Annotated in this window: 16 protein-coding genes and 1 tRNA gene; 3 read left to right on the top strand and 14 right to left on the bottom strand. The window is 65.3% G+C overall.

The annotated features are described in order from the left end of the window. Positions 1-30: 30 nt before the first annotated feature. The gene (locus tag NG698_RS07800; RefSeq protein WP_252609124.1) at positions 31-3,426 is read right to left on the bottom strand and encodes a pyruvate carboxylase; all 3,396 of its coding nucleotides are present in this window, start codon (positions 3,424-3,426) and stop codon (positions 31-33) included. A gap of 300 nt (positions 3,427-3,726) precedes the next feature. Here NG698_RS07800 and NG698_RS07795 point away from each other — a divergent pair, with 300 nt between their 5' ends. Beyond that, a complete protein-coding gene (locus NG698_RS07795; protein ID WP_252600719.1) occupies positions 3,727-4,548 on the top strand; it encodes a ParA family protein in 822 nt (273 codons plus the stop codon). A 105-nt stretch (positions 4,549-4,653) separates the two neighbouring features. Here the strand turns inward: NG698_RS07795 and NG698_RS07790 are convergent, their stop codons facing one another. The 5 genes from NG698_RS07790 to gcvH form a co-directional block, all read right to left on the bottom strand. Next, positions 4,654-5,250 (bottom strand): MerR family transcriptional regulator, encoded by a 597-nt coding sequence (locus NG698_RS07790; protein WP_252600718.1) that lies wholly within the window; start codon positions 5,248-5,250, stop codon positions 4,654-4,656. Between the two features lie 238 nt (positions 5,251-5,488). After that, a complete protein-coding gene (locus NG698_RS07785) occupies positions 5,489-5,992 on the bottom strand; it encodes a bifunctional nuclease family protein (RefSeq protein WP_252600717.1) in 504 nt (167 codons plus the stop codon). Next, a complete protein-coding gene (ftsR, locus tag NG698_RS07780) occupies positions 5,992-6,708 on the bottom strand; it encodes a transcriptional regulator FtsR (RefSeq protein WP_056342316.1) in 717 nt (238 codons plus the stop codon). The genes NG698_RS07785 and ftsR overlap by 1 nt, the downstream gene beginning before the upstream one ends. 23 nt (positions 6,709-6,731) lie before the next feature. Further along, entirely contained in the window at positions 6,732-7,208 is a 477-nt protein-coding gene (locus tag NG698_RS07775; RefSeq protein WP_141140080.1) for an FHA domain-containing protein, read from the bottom strand. 139 nt (positions 7,209-7,347) lie between these two features. Beyond that, entirely contained in the window at positions 7,348-7,740 is a 393-nt protein-coding gene (gcvH, locus tag NG698_RS07770; protein WP_252609122.1) for a glycine cleavage system protein GcvH, read from the bottom strand. 118 nt (positions 7,741-7,858) lie between these two features. On the opposite strand from gcvH, the gene NG698_RS07765 reads away from it, so the two are divergent. Both NG698_RS07765 and NG698_RS07760 read left to right on the top strand, forming a co-directional pair. Then, entirely contained in the window at positions 7,859-8,494 is a 636-nt protein-coding gene (locus tag NG698_RS07765) for a hypothetical protein (protein WP_252600715.1), read from the top strand. Positions 8,495-8,497: 3 nt separating this feature from the next. Further along, a complete protein-coding gene (locus NG698_RS07760; RefSeq protein WP_252600714.1) occupies positions 8,498-9,367 on the top strand; it encodes an Fpg/Nei family DNA glycosylase in 870 nt (289 codons plus the stop codon). Positions 9,368-9,446: 79 nt separating this feature from the next. Here the strand turns inward: NG698_RS07760 and NG698_RS07755 are convergent. The 8 genes from NG698_RS07755 to NG698_RS07720 all read right to left on the bottom strand — a co-directional run bounded on the left by NG698_RS07755 (position 9,447) and on the right by NG698_RS07720 (position 16,641). Beyond that, a tRNA-Pro gene (locus tag NG698_RS07755) sits at positions 9,447-9,523 on the bottom strand. A 147-nt stretch (positions 9,524-9,670) separates the two neighbouring features. After that, positions 9,671-11,221: a ribosome biogenesis GTPase Der gene (gene der, locus NG698_RS07750; RefSeq protein WP_141140079.1), complete on the bottom strand. Its 1,551-nt coding sequence runs from the start codon at positions 11,219-11,221 to the stop codon at positions 9,671-9,673. A 10-nt stretch (positions 11,222-11,231) separates the two neighbouring features. After that, positions 11,232-11,912, bottom strand: a complete 681-nt coding sequence (locus NG698_RS07745; protein WP_252609202.1) for a lysophospholipid acyltransferase family protein — start codon at positions 11,910-11,912, stop codon at positions 11,232-11,234. Between the two features lie 31 nt (positions 11,913-11,943). After that, positions 11,944-12,657 (bottom strand): (d)CMP kinase, encoded by a 714-nt coding sequence (cmk, locus tag NG698_RS07740; RefSeq protein ID WP_252600713.1) that lies wholly within the window; start codon positions 12,655-12,657, stop codon positions 11,944-11,946. After that, positions 12,657-13,766: a prephenate dehydrogenase gene (locus NG698_RS07735; protein WP_252600711.1), complete on the bottom strand. Its 1,110-nt coding sequence runs from the start codon at positions 13,764-13,766 to the stop codon at positions 12,657-12,659. The genes cmk and NG698_RS07735 overlap by 1 nt, the downstream gene beginning before the upstream one ends. Before the next feature lie 3 nt (positions 13,767-13,769). Further along, positions 13,770-15,059, bottom strand: a complete 1,290-nt coding sequence (locus NG698_RS07730) for a pseudouridine synthase (RefSeq protein WP_252609120.1) — start codon at positions 15,057-15,059, stop codon at positions 13,770-13,772. A 110-nt stretch (positions 15,060-15,169) separates the two neighbouring features. Continuing rightward, entirely contained in the window at positions 15,170-15,793 is a 624-nt protein-coding gene (gene scpB, locus NG698_RS07725) for an SMC-Scp complex subunit ScpB (RefSeq protein WP_252609200.1), read from the bottom strand. Positions 15,794-15,828: 35 nt separating this feature from the next. Next, positions 15,829-16,641 (bottom strand): segregation and condensation protein A, encoded by an 813-nt coding sequence (locus NG698_RS07720; RefSeq protein WP_252609118.1) that lies wholly within the window; start codon positions 16,639-16,641, stop codon positions 15,829-15,831. Position 16,642 lies beyond the last annotated feature (1 nt).

Here is a 16,642-nt window from a genome sequence, read left to right as displayed (position 1 = left end):
CGGGAAGTGACCCCGCGTTGTTTGTAGGGTCTACTCGACGACCAGGAGGAGGTCCCCGCCCTGCACCTGCTCTACAGCTGAAATGGCGAGCCGCGAGACTTTGCCTGCCACCGGCGTCGTAATGGAGGCTTCCATCTTCATTGCTTCGATGGTGGCCACCGTGTCACCGGCGTTGACCGTGTCGCCGGCCTTGACGGTCACGGTGACGGCGCCGGCGAACGGCGCGGCGACGTGGCCCGGCTGGGCCGGGTCTGCCTTCTCGGCAGCCTTGACGTTGCTCACCACGGAGCGGTCACGGACCACAACGGGGCGGGACTGGCCGTTCAGGGTGCACATGACCGTCCGCATGCCCTTTTCGTCGGGCTCGGAAACAGCTTCCAGCGAGGCGATCAGCCGGACACCCTTCTCCAGCTGGATCTCGTGCTCGGCGCCGCGCTGCAGGCCGTAAAGGTAATCACGGGTGTCGAGGACGGAAATGTTGCCGTACGTTTCCACGCTCTTGAGGTAATCCTTGGTGGGGCCTTCGAAGAGCAGGCGGTTCAGCGTGCTCTGGCGGGTCTTGGAATCACCCTGGAGCGCGGCGCTGTCCTCGGGACTGAGGTCAACGTCGCGGACCTTGATGCTGCGACCCTGGAGCGCCTTGGTACGGAAAGGTTCCGGCCATCCTCCGGGCGGGTCGCCAAGTTCGCCGGACAGGAAACCGATGACGGAGTCCGGGATGTCGTAGTTCTGCGGGTTTTCGTTGAAGTCCGCCGGATCTGCATTGAGGCCCACGAGGTGCAGGGCGAGGTCGCCCACCACCTTGGACGACGGCGTGACCTTCACCAGGCGGCCCAGAATCCGGTCCGCCGCGGTGTACATGTCCTCGATCGCCTCGAAGCGCTCCCCCAGACCCAGCGCGATGGCCTGCTGGCGCAGGTTGGACAACTGGCCGCCCGGGATTTCGTGCTGGTAAACACGGCCGGTGGGGCCCGGAAGGCCTGATTCGAACGGCGCGTAAACGCGGCGCACGGCTTCCCAGTACGGCTCAAGGGAGCTGACTGCGTCAAGGCTCAAGCCGGTGTCCCGCGGGGTGTGCGCCAGCGCCGCCACAAGGGCGGAGGCGGACGGCTGGCTGGTGGTCCCGGCCAGCGAGGCTGAGGCAACGTCAACAGCGTCCACGCCGGCGTCAACTGCCGCCATCAGGGTGGCCAGCTGGCCGCCTGCCGTGTCATGCGTGTGGAGGTGGACCGGGAGGTCGAAGCGTTCGCGCAGTGCAGCCACCAGCTTGGCGGCCGCTGCCGGGCGGAGCAGCCCGGCCATGTCCTTGATGGCCAGGATGTGGGCGCCGGCGTCCACAATCCGCTGCGCCAGTTCCAGGTAGTAGTCCAGCGTGTAGAGCTTCTCATCCGGGTTCAGCAAGTCGCCGGTGTAGCACAGGGCGACTTCGGCTACTGCTGTGCCCGTGGCCCGGACGGCGCGGATGGCGGGTGCCATCTGGTTGACGTCGTTCAAGGCATCGAAGATGCGGAAAATGTCGATACCGGTGGCGGCGGCCTCGTTGACGAAAGCCACCGTCACCTCTTCCGGGTACGGCGTGTAGCCCACCGTGTTCCGGCCGCGCAGCAGCATCTGCAGGCAGACATTGGGCAGCGCCTTCCGCAGGGCGGCCAGGCGGTCCCAGGGGTCCTCGCCGAGGAAGCGCAGTGCCACATCGTAGGTGGCGCCGCCCCAGGCCTCAACGGACAGGAGTTCCGGGAGCAGCGCGGTGACCGCGGGACCGGCGGCCACGAGGTCGCGGGTACGCACCCGGGTTGCCAGCAGGGACTGGTGGGCATCGCGGAACGTGGTGTCGGTGACGGCCACGGCGGTCTGCGCACGCAGGGCCTTGGCGAAGCCTTCGGGGCCAAGCTCCAGGAGGCGCTGGCGCGATCCCGGCGCCGCCTGCTGATCCCCAACGGCCGGGAGTTTGGCGGCCGGATCCGAGTGCACGGTCAGCTCGCCGTTGGGCTTGTTGACTGTAACCTCGGCCAGCCAGGTCAGGAGCTTGGTGCCGCGGTCGGCGGAAACCCTGGCCTTTAGCAGCTGGGGACGCTCGTCGATGAAGTTCGTGGCGACGTTCCCGGCAATGAAGTCGGCATCGTCGAGCACGGCCTGGAGGAAGGAAATGTTGGTGGATACGCCACGGATGCGGAACTCCGCGAGCGCCCGGCGTGCGCGGGCCACGGCGGCCGGGTAGTCGCGGCCGCGGCAGCTCAGCTTCACCAGCAAGGAGTCGAAGTGCGGGCTGATTTCGGCCCCCGAGTAGACGGTACCGCCGTCGAGCCTTACACCGGCGCCGCCGGCGGAACGGTAACCGGTGATCTTCCCGACGTCCGGCCTGAACCCGTTGGCAGGGTCCTCGGTGGTGATGCGGCACTGCAGCGCTGCGCCCTTGAGCTGGACCGTTTCCTGGGAGAGACCCAGGTCCGCGAGGGTTTCGCCGGAAGCGATCCGCAGTTGTGCCTGCACCAGGTCAACGTCCGTCACTTCCTCAGTGACGGTGTGCTCCACCTGAATGCGGGGGTTCATTTCGATGAAGACGTGCTGCCCGGCGCGTTCGCCGACGGTGTCCACCAGGAACTCTACGGTTCCGGCGTTGACGTAGTTCAGGGCCTTGGCGAACTTCACCGCGTCACGGTAAAGGGCCTGGCGGATGCCTTCGTCCAGGTTGGGCGCGGGAGCGATCTCAATGACCTTTTGGTGACGGCGCTGGATGGAGCAGTCACGTTCGAAGAGGTGGATGACGTTACCCTCGGCGTCGGCCAGGATCTGCACCTCGATGTGGCGCGGGCGGAGCACTGCCTGCTCCAGGAACATGGTGGGGTCACCGAATGCCGCATCGGCTTCGCGCATGGCGGCCTGCAGCGCCTCGGGAAGGGCTTCCCTCGTGTCGACGCGGCGCATCCCACGTCCGCCGCCGCCGGCGACTGCCTTGGCGAAGATGGGGAAACCGATCTCGTCGGCTGCAGCGATCAGCTCATCCATGTCCTTCGAGGGTTCACTCGATTTCAGGACCGGAACACCGGCCTCACGGGCAGCCTTCAGCGCTGCCACCTTGTTGCCGGCCAGCTCAAGCACCTCAGCCGGCGGGCCAACAAAGGTGATGCCCGCTTCCTGTGCTGCGCGGGCCAGGTCCGGGTTTTCCGAAAGGAAGCCGTAGCCGGGGTAGATGGCGTCGGCGCCGGACTCCTTGGCGACGCGGACCACTTCGGCAACATCCAGGTAAGCCCGGACGGGGTGCCCCTCTTCGCCGATCAGATATGCCTCATCGGCCTTCTGGCGGTGGATCGAGTTTCGGTCCTCATTGGGGAAGACAGCAACGGTCTTGGCGCCCAGCTCGTAGCCGGCACGGAAGGCCCTGATCGCGATTTCGCCGCGGTTGGCCACCAGAATCTTGGAAAACATACTTCTCCTGCATCATCGCGGGTGTATCGGTAGGTGGTCACAGTGTCTAAGACCCGTGCTGGCAAACACAAATCATTGTGGCCACAGTCACAGAACCTCCGTCATGTCCCGCGTGCATCAACGGAGGCTGGCAGAACCGGTCACCCATACCATCGCCGTGCCATGCCGCGTCCCCATAAGGCGGGATTCATCGGCGCAGCCACATATGATGAGTAAGGCGGCTCGAGCCGCTGGCTTCGGCAGTGCCGGAGCAAACATTACCCCCAACACGGCAGCCGGCGTTAGGTTTTGGTCTCACAAGTGCAAGTAGTCAGCATCAGCAGCCTCAAGGGCGGAGTCGGCAAGACGTCCGTCACCACAGGATTGGCGTCTGCGGCGCTTGCCGCAGGCATCCCCACACTGGTGGTGGACCTCGATCCCCATGCGGACGCGACCACAGCCCTGGGTGTCCAGGCCGGCGACCACCTGGACATCGGCAGGATGCTCAAGAGCCCCCGCCGGGCCAAGCTCGCGGACAATGTCGCGGGCAGCTCCTGGACGGCACGGGCGCATACCAACGGATCCGGACCGGCCGTCCTGGACGTCGCCGTGGGTTCGGCGTACACCGGCATCTACGACCGCCCCGACCTTGGCCGCAGGGATCTTCGCAGGCTTTCCGCGGTCTTGGCTGGCGCCGACCGCTACGAGCTGGTCCTCATTGACTGCCCGCCGTCGCTGAACGGGCTGACCCGGATGGCCTGGTCCGCAAGTGACAAAGTAGCGCTCGTGGCCGAGCCGGGACTCTTCTCGGTGGCTGGGACGGAACGGACCATGCGCGCCATCCAGCTGTTCAAGCAGGAATTCGCGCCGAACCTATCCCCGGCAGGCATTGTGGCCAACCGCGTTCGCACCGGCTCCTCCGAACACACGTACCGCCTCGCGGAAATGGAATCGATGTTCGGTGACCTGCTGCTGAGCCCACGCATCCCCGAACAGGCGAACTGGCAGCAGATCCAGGGCGCGGCCCACCCGGTGCACCACTGGCCCGGCGAATCCGCGAAGACATCTGCTGCGTTGTTCGACGCCCTCCTTGTCAACCTCCTGGCGGCCGGAAGCGGCCTGCGAAACCGAACCCAGCGTTAACCCTTTGGCTGCAGCCCCGCTGCAGCCAAAGGTTCCGCAGACAACGACAAGAGGCCATCCCCGCCGGGGGTGGCCTCTTCTTGTTGGTGTTGTGCCAGCCTGTTGTCAGCCGATCTTGCGGCCAGCGCGCCGCTTGCTCAGCTCGTCGTCGGGAAAGGACTGTTCGGCGGCGTGTTCGCTCGGCAGGGAAGCCAGGCTGCCCTCGACTTCGCGCCAGACCCGGCCCACGGCGATGCCGAAAACGCCTTGTCCACCCTGTACAAGATCGATGACCTCGTCTGCGGAGGTGCATTCGTAGACGCTCGCGCCGTCGCTCATGAGCGTGATCTGTGCCAGATCCTCCACGCCGCGTTCGCGCAGATGTTCCACTGCCGTGCGGATCTGCTGAAGGGAAACACCGGTGTCCAGAAGCCGCTTGACTACCTTGAGGACGAGAATGTCCCGGAAGCCGTAGAGTCGCTGCGAGCCGGAGCCTGCGGCGCCGCGGACTGCGGGCTCAACCAGCCCGGTGCGAGCCCAGTAGTCCAGCTGGCGGTACGTGATGCCGGCCGCCTTGCAGGCCGTGGGGCCGCGGTAGCCGGCGTCCTCGTCCAGGACGGGAAGGTCTTCGGTAAACAGGAGGCCCTGGGCACCGCTCGCGGGCACAGCCACACCAGCCGTTGTGGGCTGCTTCAGCCCGCCTGCTTCGCCTTTGGGACTCACCTGGATCCTCCTTGTCATAAGCTCCCGGGGACCACTGCATCAGCCGGTTCACACATGAAGTTCATGCATGTAATTTCGCGGGGGTCGTACTTTTACAGTGTGACTTGCGCGGCTGCTGTAAGCAATGGGAGCTTGATACCTTCGACGTTAGGCCCGCTGCGCCCCAAGGTCAAAGATCTAGGCCGCTTGGCGCAGGCGTGTCGGAACTTTCAGGCTCAACTTTAACCTTAACGTGACCTCAGCCGTCGAAGTCTTCGGGCTCCACATCGTCCAGGAACTCACGGAAGCGCCGCAGTTCGCGCTCCTCGTCCACGGTGGGGCCCGGGTCAGTGTCCTCCCCATCGTCATGCTCGGTAATGCGGACTCCGGCTTCATCCATTACCGAGTCGGCACACCAGATGCGGCATTTGGCTCGCAACGCGATCGCGAGGGCGTCGGATGCCCGCGAGCTGACGGTGGTGCCGTTCTCGAACTGGAGCTGGCCATAAAAGATGTTGTCCTCAACGGCCACAATGTTGACGCTGACAACCGAATGGCCCAGGGACTCCACCACGTCCACCAGGAGGTCGTGGGTCATCGGGCGCGGAGGCACTACCCCTTGCTGGGCCAGGGCGATGGCACTTGCCTCTGGAGTCCCGATCCAGATGGGCACGTGCCGTTCGCCGTGGATCTCGCGCAGCAGGACGAGCGGCTGGTTGGACGGCAGTTCGATACGAACGCCTACGATCTCCACTTCGATCATCAGATGTCCATACGTGAGATACGGTCCTGGACCAGTGCCCGGTGCAGGACAAGGCAGAGGTCGCTGATTTCGCGGGCCGCTTCAGCAGCCCGCGCCTGTGACGCGGAATCGCGCCTGGACGCGAGCGGCGCAACTGCGCGCTCCACGAGTCCGAATTCACGTTCCGCGGCGGCCTGGAACGGCCGCAGGTGGCGCGGCTCAAGGCCGTGGCTCTCCAGTTGCACGCAGGCACGGGCCACTTGGAGGGCGTGCTCGTCGAACTTGCCGTTGCTGTGGCTGATCAGCCCGAAGCTCAGCAGCGATTGGAGTAACGGAATACTGGCGCCGGACTCGGTCCGCAGCTGTTCCTCACTGAATTTCCGGCCGCGGTTCTGAAGCTCCACGGCCAATTCATCCGAAACGATCCGCGGCGAAACCACGACGCCGGGTGGCAGGTTCTCGGGCCGCTCTCCCCTGTCGATCGCATCAAGGTAGTCCTTAATGACTTTCAGTGGAAGATACTGGTCCCGCTGCAGCGCCAGCACAAAACGAAGACGTTCGACGTCACTGTCCGAGTACTGCCGGTATCCGGCCGGAGTACGGCGCGGATTAATCAGTCCCTTTTCCTCAAGGAACCTGATTTTCGACGCGGTCATACCCGGAAAGTCGCCGCTGAGTTGCGCGAGGACTTCCCCGATGTTCAAAACTTGGGGCCCCCGGCGTTCCGGTTGTGCCATTGCCACAGGCAAGTGTCCCGGGATCAGGCGCGGCCTGCTGCGCGGGCAGGGCTCAGGTAGAAGGTGAGTCGGAACTTGCCGATCTGGACTTCGTTCCCGGACTTTAGCTCAACACTGTCCACGCGGTCGTGGTTGACGTACGTGCCGTTGAGGCTGCCGGTATCCACCACTTCAAAGCTCCGCGCAGTGCGGCGGAACTCGACGTGGCGCCGCGAGACGGTGACGTCATCCAGGAAGATGTCGGCATCAGGATGACGGCCGGCCGTGGTGGTGTCGGTGTCAAGCAGGAAGCGGGCACCCGCGTTCGGGCCGCTGTGGGCCACCAGGAGCGCGGAACCGGCCGGCAGCGCCTCCACGGATGAACGCTCGTCCGTGGACAGCTTGGGGGCGATGGTGGGTTCGTCGGAGACGGGGGTGAGATGGATCGAGGTGGTCTCCGAAGCCCTGGCCGCACCTGTGCCGTGCTCGCCTTCGGCAGGGTCCTGTTCGTGGCCAACCATGGATTCCTCCTCTTTCGTTGCAGCTCTCACGCCTGCAATCAACTTTTGCCCTGACGGATCCGCCTCGCGGATCCGATGCCGGGCCCCGATCCGGCCACTGACGTGCGAAGACGCCCGTTGGCCGGACTGGATGAACCCGTTAGCTTAAGCCTACCTGCTGTTCGTACTCGGATGCACTGAGCAACGATTCCACAGCGTCCGCTTCTGCCAGCCGGATCTCGATCAGCCAGCCGTCGCCGTACGGATCGGAGTTGATCAACGCCGAATCGGTATCGAGGGATTCGTTGCGTGACACGACTTCGCCGCTGACCGGAGCATAGATGTCACTGACACTCTTGGTGGATTCGACCTCGCCCACGACTTCGTTTGCGGTGACTTTGGTGCCGGCTTCCGGCATCTGGGCATAGACAACATCTCCGAGTGCGTCCTGCGCGAAGTCGGTGATGCCCACCCGGACCACGCCGTCGGCGCTCGGTGCGGATACCCACTCGTGCTCGGCGGTGTAGGACAGGTCTTCGGGAATGTTGCTCATCAGGGGCCTTTCATCGGGTCAATCACCAATGTCAACGGGGCCTGGAAAACAAGCCGCCGCTGAAAGTATAGGCACAACTCCACGGGCGTTCGAGGAGGATTCTGACATGATGAGACTCATGAGATCACATGCACAAGAATCGCCCGCGAAAAAGGCGAACTGGGCTGCACGGATCATCCTCGTTGCGGTGGCGTTGGTGGTCCTCACAATCGCTTACTTTGCCTTAGCGGCCATCCTCCCGGTCTGGTGGGCGAATGTTATCCGCAACCAGGTCCAGGGCAATCTCGGGGCGGGCATCCTGGTGGGGATGTTTTACGGGTTTGTTTTCACGTTCGTCCCCCTCCTGGTGGCCTGGCAGGCCACACGCAAATCCGTAAGCTGGCCCTGGAAGCTGACCATCCTCGTCGCAGCTGCGGCTCTCGCGTCCCCGAATCTGCTGACCGCCGGGATCATGTTCGGCAGCTCGCAGGCCGCCCACAACGGACAGCGGATCCTTGGCACAGAGGCAACCTGGTTCCCGCTGTGGACACAGATCTCAGCCATCGCCGCCGCCGTGATCTTTGTGGTTGGCCTGATCCTGTGGAGGGTCTGGCGGCAGCGCGGCAAAAAGATGAAGGTGCTCAAGAAGGCAGGTGCCGAGCGTTCCCTGGCTGCGAAGGCAGCCAAGGACTCCGCCGCCAGCTCACCCGGTCCCGAGGCGTCAGCTGTTCCTGAGGCGCCGGCCGCACCCGACAGCCAGGCTGACCACAGGTAAACCATGCCGGAGCTTCCCGAGGTTGCAGGCCTGGCCGGTTTCCTGGACGAGCACCTGCGCGGAGCGGTGGTGCGGAAGGTCCAGATCGTTTCCTTTGCCGTGCTGAAGACAGCGGATCCGCCGTTCACAGCGCTGGAGAACTGCACGGTCGCCGGCGTGCGGCGGTTTGGAAAGTTTGTCAGCATTGACACCGACGGGCCGTCGTTTGTCTTCCACCTCGCCCGGGCGGGCTGGGTCCGCTTCACGGACTCGCCCACAGACACCCAGCTCCGGATGGGAAAAGGCCACATCGCCGCCCGGCTGGCGTTCACCGGGCCGGACGGTGCCCATGGCATGGATCTCACCGAGGCGGGGACCAAAAAGAGCCTTGCCGTGTACGTGGTGCGCGACCCCCAGGATGTGCCGGGCGTCGCGGCGCTCGGGCCGGACCCGTTCAGCGCAGCGTTCGACGCCGACATGCTGGCGGAAATTCTCGGCTCCACTTCCCAGCAGATCAAGGGCGTCCTGCGGAGCCAGAGCGTGATCGCGGGGATCGGGAACGCCTACAGCGACGAGATCCTGCATGCTGCGAGGATCTCCCCCTTTGCCACCGCCAAGTCCTTGGACCGTGGCACGGTGCAGGTGCTTTATGACGCCATCCACAGCGTGCTCGGAACAGCCCTGGCCGAAGCCGAGGGCAAGCCGCCCAGCGAGCTCAAGGACGTCAAACGCAGCCACATGCGGGTCCATGCACGCACCGGCGAGGCTTGCCCGGTGTGTGGTGACACAGTCCGGGAGGTGTCTTTCGCGGATACTTCCCTGCAGTACTGTCCCACGTGTCAGAGCAAGGGAAAGATTCTGGCGGACCGCAGGACGTCGAAGTTCCTGAAATAAGCCAGGCCGCGAAACATCCGAAAAGGACGGCACAAAAACAGAAGCGTCCCGGAGACAATTCTCCGGGACGCTTCTGTTTTGGTCGGGCTGACAGGATTTGAACCTGCGACCCCTTGACCCCCAGTCAAGTGCGCTACCAAGCTGCGCTACAGCCCGTTAGTTCCGCCGTTCTCCGCTGCGTTTACTCCCGATGCTAGCCAGGATTTCAACTCAGCAGTCCGGCCGAACCACCTTGAAAAGCTTACACGATTCCGGAGGGTGCAAGTGACACTTTGCCGCCTGCACGCCCCCGGTGTGTCCTAATTAACGCTTCTTGCCGCGCTTTTCGCGGACGCGCATGTTGACCTCGATGGGCGTGCCCTCGAAACCGAACGTTTCGCGGAGCCTGCGTGTGATGAAGCGGCGGTAGCCCGGGTCCAGGAATCCGGTGGTGAACAGCACAAACTTCGGCGGCCGGCTGGACGCCTGCGTGCCGTACAGGATGCGCGGTTGCTTTCCGCCGCGGACCGGGTGCGGGTGCGCCGCCACAAGCTCGCCGAGGAAGGCATTGAGCTTGCCGGTGGGAATGCGCCTGTCCCAGTTCTCCAGGGCCAGGTCCAGGGCGGGAACCAGGCGGTCCTTGTGCCAGCCCGTCAGGGCGGAGATGTTGACCCGGGGCGCCCAGGCCACGTGGGCCAGGTCCTGCTCGATTTCGCGCTCCAGGTAGGTGCGGCGTTCGTCGTCGAGCAGATCCCACTTGTTGAAGGCCAGCACCAGGGCGCGGCCCGACTCGATGGCGAGCTGCAGGATGCGGACGTCCTGCTCGCTGAGGACCTCATCCACCGCGAGAAGCACGACGGCGACCTCCGCCTTTTCGAGCGCCGCCTGCGTACGGAGGGAGGCGTAGTAGTCGGCGCCCTGCGCCATGTGCTGGCGGCGGCGGATGCCTGCCGTGTCCACAAAGCGCCACGTGCGGTCGCCGAGTTCAATGAACTCATCCACCGGATCACGCGTGGTGCCGGCGGTGTTGTCCACGACGACACGTTCGGACCCTGCCAGCTTGTTCAGCAGTGATGACTTGCCCACGTTCGGGCGGCCGATCAGTGCGATGCGGCGGGGTCCGCCCGAGCGTTCCAGGCCCTCAATGGTGGAGAACTCCGGCAGGGTGTCCATCACGTGGTCCAGGAGGTCGGCCACGCCGCGTCCGTGCAGGGCCGAGACGGGGTATGGCTCGCCGAAGCCGAGGCCCCACAGGGTGGCGGAGTCCGCTTCCTGGGCGAAGTCGTCCACCTTGTTGGCCACCATGATGACCGGCTTCTTGCTGCGGCGGAGCATCTTCATAACGCCCTCGTCCGTTGCGGTGGCGCCCACCGCGGAGTCGACGACGAAGAGCACGGCGTCGGCCATTTCCACGGCCATTTCCGCCTGTTCGGCCACCCGGGCGTGGATGCCGCGCGCATCGTGCTCCCAGCCGCCGGTGTCCACCAAAGTGAAGTTGCGCCCGTTCCAGTGTGCCGAGTACATCACGCGGTCCCGCGTCACGCCGGGAGTATCCTCAACCACGGCTTCGCGGCGGCCCAGGATACGGTTCACCAGAGTGGATTTGCCCACGTTGGGACGGCCGATGATGGCAAGCACGGGATCGAGCTTGACCGGACCGTCGAAGTCCTCGTCGTCGTAGTTCCCGCTGAGCAGGGCGGCGTCTTCCTCGTCGAGCTCGTAGTCGTCCAAGCCGGCGCGGAGCGACGCGGCACGCATCTCCGCTTCGTCGTCGTCGATGGCGGCCAGCCGCTCGGCCACCTGGTCCGTGCCGGTGGGCGTGTATTCATCTTCGCCGGCGCCGGAGTGGCTGGAGGTTTGAGTCGTATCGCTCATTGCACTTTCCTTAGTGGTCATCTGCCGGCGTCCCGGCTACTGCTGTGAAGTTCGTGCGGAAATCCGCGTGGGGCAAAGGCTGCCCACTGTGTTGGATGGTCTCCTGGACGTGCCCCGCAAGCGCAGCGCGGATTTCCATTCCCGCCCTGTCCATTGAAGCACGGCCCGTTTCGCCGGGGTTGCGGCTGAGGGTCAGTGCGTTGCCGAAGCTGACGTGGAACCGCCGCCCTGGCCTGGGTACTGTGTCGAGGTGTTCGCTGCCCGTCCGGGTGCCGAGGATCGCCACGGGAACCACGGGGGCCCCCGAGTTCAGCGCCAGCCAGGACACCCCGTTGTTGATGTCTGTTGCCTGGCCGCTCCCCCGAGTTCCTTCCGGAAGAATCCCGATGCAGCGGCCGGCGTCGAGCATGTTCTTGCCCAGCAGCAGCGCAGCCCGGTCCCCGGAGCGGTCAACCGGCAACTGGCCGGAGGCCCGAAGGACCCGACCCAGCAAGCCCTTGAACATCTCCTTCTTGACCAGGATGTGCATGGGACGCGGCGACGCGCCGAACATCACCGGCCCGTCCAGGAAACTGATGTGGTTGCCGGCAAAAATCACCGGCCCGCCTGTAGGCACGTTGTCCCGGCCAGTGACGGACGTCCGGTACACCACGTGGTCCAGGAGCCAGCCGACGGGCCGGCTCCAGGTCATAGTCAGGCCGGAGGGAAGCCGCACGCCGCGGTCAGTCACGGTTAAGCACCTTCGTGACGATCACGAGCGCCGCGTCCACGGTCTCGGCGAAGTCCAGATCGGAAGAATCGAGGGTGACAACACCGTCGGCAGCCTGGGTGAAGTTCACCACCGTGGAATCCTTGGCGTCACGGTGGGTGACCTGGGCGGCGAGCTGCTCCGCATTCTGCGTGCCGCCCAGCTGGATGCCGCGGCGGCGAAGCCGGGCCTCCTCACTGGCGGTCAGTAGCATGCGGACTTCCGCGCCCGGGGCCACGACGGTCGTGATGTCCCGGCCCTCCACCACGATGCGGCGGTGGTGCTTTTCAATGAGCTCACGCTGCCGGCGGATCAGTTCGGTCCGGGCACCCAGGGTGGTGGCCACCGCACTGACCGCCGACGAAATTGCCGGTTCACGGATGGCGTCCGTGACGTCGGCGCCGTTCACGCGGACGTATTCCTCCCGCGGCGTGGTGCTCAGTTCCAGGACCAGGTCCCGGGACGCCTGCTCCACGGCGGCGGCGTCACTGAGGTCAATTCCGCTGGTGACGCAGAACCATGTCAGGGCCCGGTACATGGCGCCGGTGTCCAGGTAGGCAAGGTGCAGCCGGCGGGCCACTTCCTTGCTCACGCTGGACTTGCCGGAGCCTGACGGCCCGTCGATGGCAACCACCAGGGGCCTGCCGACGCGCAAGGCCGGAAGGGTGTCAAGAAGTTCTTGTGTCATTACTGCAATACCCGCCATCCGCGGTCGTTGAGTGCTTCGATCAGATGGTCATGCTTGTTCGGCAGCACGGACAGTTCCACCATGCCCACGTTCTGGCCCGAGGAATGGTCCAGCCGAAGGTCCTCCACGTTCACGCCGATCTCACCGATTTCGGTGAGGAGCTGCGCGATCTGTCCCGGCCGGTCATCCACGAGGACCGTCAGCCAGGAGTAGGCCTGCGGCGGGCCACCGTGCTTGCCCGGAATACGGGCCTGCCCGGCATTGCCTTCGCTGATCAGCTGGGCCAGGTCAAGCCTGGCGCCCGGCGCAAGCGGTTCCTCGAGCGTGCCGATGAGCCGGTTCAGGTCCTCGCGGACTCCGTAAAGGATCTCCACGACCTTCCCCGCGTTGCCGCCCAGGATCTGGACCCACAGCGTGGGATCGCTGGCGGCGATCCGCGTGACGTCCCGCAGGCCGTTGCCGGCGAGGGACAGCGCGTGAAGGGGCGTCCCCTGCAGCCGGCTGGCCAGCAGGGAGGACATGATCTGGGGCAGGTGCGATACCAAGGCCACGGCTTCGTCGTGTTCGTCGGGAGTGAACTGGGAAACCACAGCTCCCAGGTCCGTGGCCAGGGAACGCGCAGTCTGCACGGCAGCCGCGGATGACTCCGGGCCCGGACAAACCACCCACGGCATGGACGTGAAGAGCTCGCCGCGGGCCGCAACCGGCCCGGACTTTTCGCGCCCTGCCATCGGATGCGTCCCCACATAGCGGGCGAGGTCCGCGCCGCGGCCGCCCAACTCCGCCAGGATGGCGGCCTTGACGCTGGCGATGTCAACCACCATGGAATCCGGGTAGTCGGCAAGCGCACGGGCCACGACGTCGGCGGTCACGTCCGGCGGTGCTGCCACCACCACCAACTCGGGTGCCTCGTCCCCGAGCTGGCCCAGGGGCTGGCCGGCACCGATGTCGACGGCCACCGCCTGGTTGGTCGGCGACGGGTCAGACAGGAACACGGGCACGCCGCGCCCACGCAGGCCCAGCCCGATGCTGGCACCGAGCAGGCCGGTGCCAATCACCACGACCGGCCCATTGAGGTGCCCCCGCCCGTGGGAGCGAAATGCGGACATGCCTCAGAGTCCTACGGATGCCAGCAGGTGGCCGACTTCCTGCTTGCCAAGGTTGCGGATGCTGCCCTGGCGCTGGTCGCCCAGCCCAATGGGACCCACCTTGACGCGCACCAGCCGCAGGACCGGGAACCCGACGGCGTCGAACAGGCGACGGACAATCCGGTTCTTGCCCGAGTGCAGGACCACTTCGATCAGCACGTGGCCCGGAGTGGAGTCCACCAGCTTGAAGGAGTCAACGGAGGCAAAGCCATCCTCGAGTTCCACACCTTCCCGGAGCTGCGCGCCAACTCCCTGCGGGAACGGGCCGCGGACCTGGACCAGGTAGGTCTTGGGGACCTCGTAGGACGGGTGGGTCAGCCGGTTGGCCAGTTCGCCGTCGTTCGTCAGCAGCAGCAGACCTTCGGTGGCGACGTCCAGCCGGCCCACGTGGAACAGGCGTTCGCCCTGGTGGGTCTTCCGCACAAAATCGCTGATGCAAGGACGGCCATCGGGGTCCTCCATGGTGGACACCACGCCCTTGGGCTTGTTGAAGACCATGTACACGAGGTTTTCATCCAGCTGGATGCGCAGGCCATCAACGTGGATGACTGCTGTCTTGGGGTCCACGCGGACACCAAGCTCAGTGACAACCTGGCCGTCAACTTCTACCCGGCCTTCGGAGATCATCTCTTCGCAGACGCGGCGCGAAGCCACGCCGGCCTGGGCCATGACTTTCTGCAGGCGCGTGCCGTCGGCGTCGTGCATTTCCGACTGCGGAACGTCACCGCGGGGTCCACGCTTGCGGGCAGGCTTCCGCACGGGGCCAAGGTTCTGGCCAAACCGTTCGCTGCCGAAGGCGCGTGACGCCGCCGCCCCGGGCCTGCCGGTGCGCGGCTTGGGCTTGAGCGCGCCGGGGGTGCCGGGAGCCTTGCTGGCGCCCGGTTTGCGGGCAGCCGGCTTGCGCGCCGATGGGCTGGCGGCTGGCTTCCGGTCGGAGGCACCGCGCCCGGCCGGTGGCGACGCCGGGGCGTCGCCGGGATCCACGAATGGCTCTTCGCGCGGCCTCGGGGCCTTGTACGGCCGGTCGCCGCCGCCGAATCCGGCGTTGCGCTTGCCGGCGCCGGCGCGGAATCCGCCGCCCGCCGCGCTGGGGCGGCCGCTGCCGCCCTGAGCAGGGTTCCGGCTTGCGCCGCCCTGCGCCGGATTACGGCTGGCCGCTGGATTGCGGCTGGCGCCGCCCTGTCCGGCATTGCGTTCTGAACTGTTGCGTCCCGAACTGTTACGTGGTGAACCCTGGCGTCCCGCCTGTGTCATGACCCGTCCTTCGTTATTTGGCCCGCTGGTTGTCCAAGAACAACCCTAGCCAGCCATGCAGAAATTATCTGCCCTTATGAATATTCGTGTGCGCACGCGGGATTTCCCGCCTACATTCTGTCGGCGTCGTAGAACTCCGCGATGCCCTCAAGCCCCGGAAGATGGGGTGAGAGCTGGGGCAGTTCCGCTGCGGAGCCGATTCCCATCCGTTCCAGGAAATACGACGTGGTCCGGTAGAGGATGGCTCCCGACTCAGGATCGTGTCCCGAATCTTCGATCAGCCCGCGCTGGGTCAATGTCCGTACGACAGAATCGACATTGACTCCTCGAATTGCAGACACCCTGGCCCTGGAGACAGGCTGGCGGTACGCGATGACAGCCAGTGTTTCCAAGGCCGCCTGCGTGAGCCTGGCCGTCTGACCCTCAAGCACAAACCGTCCGACGATCTCGGCGAAGTCTGCGCGGGAGTAGATCCGCCAGCCACCGGCGATGTTCCGCAATTCGAAACCCCGGGGGCTGGCGCTGAAACCAGCATCGCTGGCATCGTCCATGTCCGGGGCTTTAACAGTATAGCCGCTATACTCCCGCTGCAGTTCCGCCAGTAACTGCTCGACGACGGCGACGGTCAGGTTAAGCCCGGCTGCCAACTCAGTAGCGCTGGCCGGTTGGTCCAGGACCATCAGGACCGCCTCAAGTGCAGCCTTTGCACCGCCGGGAAGATCCCGGCCGTCCATGCCCGGCTCCGCCCCAGGCTCCGGAAGTTCTTGGCTCACGACAGTTCCTCGTATTCTTCGCTTAGGTTTTCTGTTGACCAGTCCCGGCCGTCCACCGTCCAGTGCACGGTGAGATCCCCCAGGGGCGACACCTGGTCGAAGGAGACTGCCCTGTCCCGGAACATCTCCAGCAATGCCAGGAACCTGGCCACCACCACGAGCGTGGAATCGGCGTCGGCGATCAGCGCACGGAAAGACAGGGGCTTCCCCAGCTGGAGCCGGAGCCCCAGGATCTCGGCCTGTTCCTTCACGCTGACGGCACTGCCGTGCAGGTGGGCAAGGCCCACCTCGGTGGGCCGCGGCGTCTTGGCCTTCAGGGCGGCCTCGGCCAGGCGGGCGAACTGGTCCGGCGTGTGCTTCCACACAAGTTCCGGGAGCATGGCGGCAAAGTGCTCCTCCAAGGCAACCTGACGCGGAAACCGGCTGGCTTCGTGTTCCAGGGTTCCGGCCATCAGGGCTGCCACCTGTTTGAACGCCTTGTATTGGAGGAGCCTCGCAAAAAGGAGGTCCCGCGCTTCCAGCAGGGCGATGTCCTCATCGTCCTCGACTTCACCGGCGGGCAGGAGCCTTGCCGCCTTGAGATCCAGGAGTGTGGCGGCGATGACCAGGAATTCGCTGGCTTCATCCAGCGCCCATTCCTCGCCGAGCTTCTGGAGCTTCCTGATGTACTTGATGAACTCATCAGTGACGGTGGCAATGGCCACCTCGGTAATGTCCAGCTGGTGCTTGGCGATCAGGCCCAGCAGGAGGTCGAACGGGCCGGTGAAGTTGGCAAGCCGCACCTCAAAGCCGGGTTTGGACTCGGCCACG

It is taken from the genome of Pseudarthrobacter raffinosi, assembly GCF_023913735.1.
GTDB classification, from domain to species: domain Bacteria; phylum Actinomycetota; class Actinomycetes; order Actinomycetales; family Micrococcaceae; genus Arthrobacter; species Arthrobacter raffinosi.
This window is presented reverse-complemented; position numbering and strand designations above follow the sequence as displayed.

Coding starts and splice junctions, on each gene's coding strand:
- NG698_RS07800 (WP_252609124.1), bottom strand. CDS start 3,426: ATGTTTTCCAAGATTCTGGTGGCCAACCGCGGCGAAATCGCGATCAGG.
- NG698_RS07785 (WP_252600717.1), bottom strand. CDS start 5,992: ATGATCGAAGTGGAGATCGTAGGCGTTCGTATCGAACTGCCGTCCAAC.
- ftsR (WP_056342316.1), bottom strand. CDS start 6,708: ATGGCACAACCGGAACGCCGGGGGCCCCAAGTTTTGAACATCGGGGAA.
- NG698_RS07775 (WP_141140080.1), bottom strand. CDS start 7,208: ATGGTTGGCCACGAACAGGACCCTGCCGAAGGCGAGCACGGCACAGGT.
- gcvH (WP_252609122.1), bottom strand. CDS start 7,740: ATGAGCAACATTCCCGAAGACCTGTCCTACACCGCCGAGCACGAGTGG.
- NG698_RS07765 (WP_252600715.1), top strand. CDS start 7,859: ATGAGATCACATGCACAAGAATCGCCCGCGAAAAAGGCGAACTGGGCT.
- NG698_RS07760 (WP_252600714.1), top strand. CDS start 8,498: ATGCCGGAGCTTCCCGAGGTTGCAGGCCTGGCCGGTTTCCTGGACGAG.
- der (WP_141140079.1), bottom strand. CDS start 11,221: ATGAGCGATACGACTCAAACCTCCAGCCACTCCGGCGCCGGCGAAGAT.
- NG698_RS07745 (WP_252609202.1), bottom strand. CDS start 11,912: ATGACCTGGAGCCGGCCCGTCGGCTGGCTCCTGGACCACGTGGTGTAC.
- cmk (WP_252600713.1), bottom strand. CDS start 12,657: ATGACACAAGAACTTCTTGACACCCTTCCGGCCTTGCGCGTCGGCAGG.
- NG698_RS07735 (WP_252600711.1), bottom strand. CDS start 13,766: ATGTCCGCATTTCGCTCCCACGGGCGGGGGCACCTCAATGGGCCGGTC.
- NG698_RS07730 (WP_252609120.1), bottom strand. CDS start 15,059: ATGACACAGGCGGGACGCCAGGGTTCACCACGTAACAGTTCGGGACGC.
- scpB (WP_252609200.1), bottom strand. CDS start 15,793: ATGGACGGCCGGGATCTTCCCGGCGGTGCAAAGGCTGCACTTGAGGCG.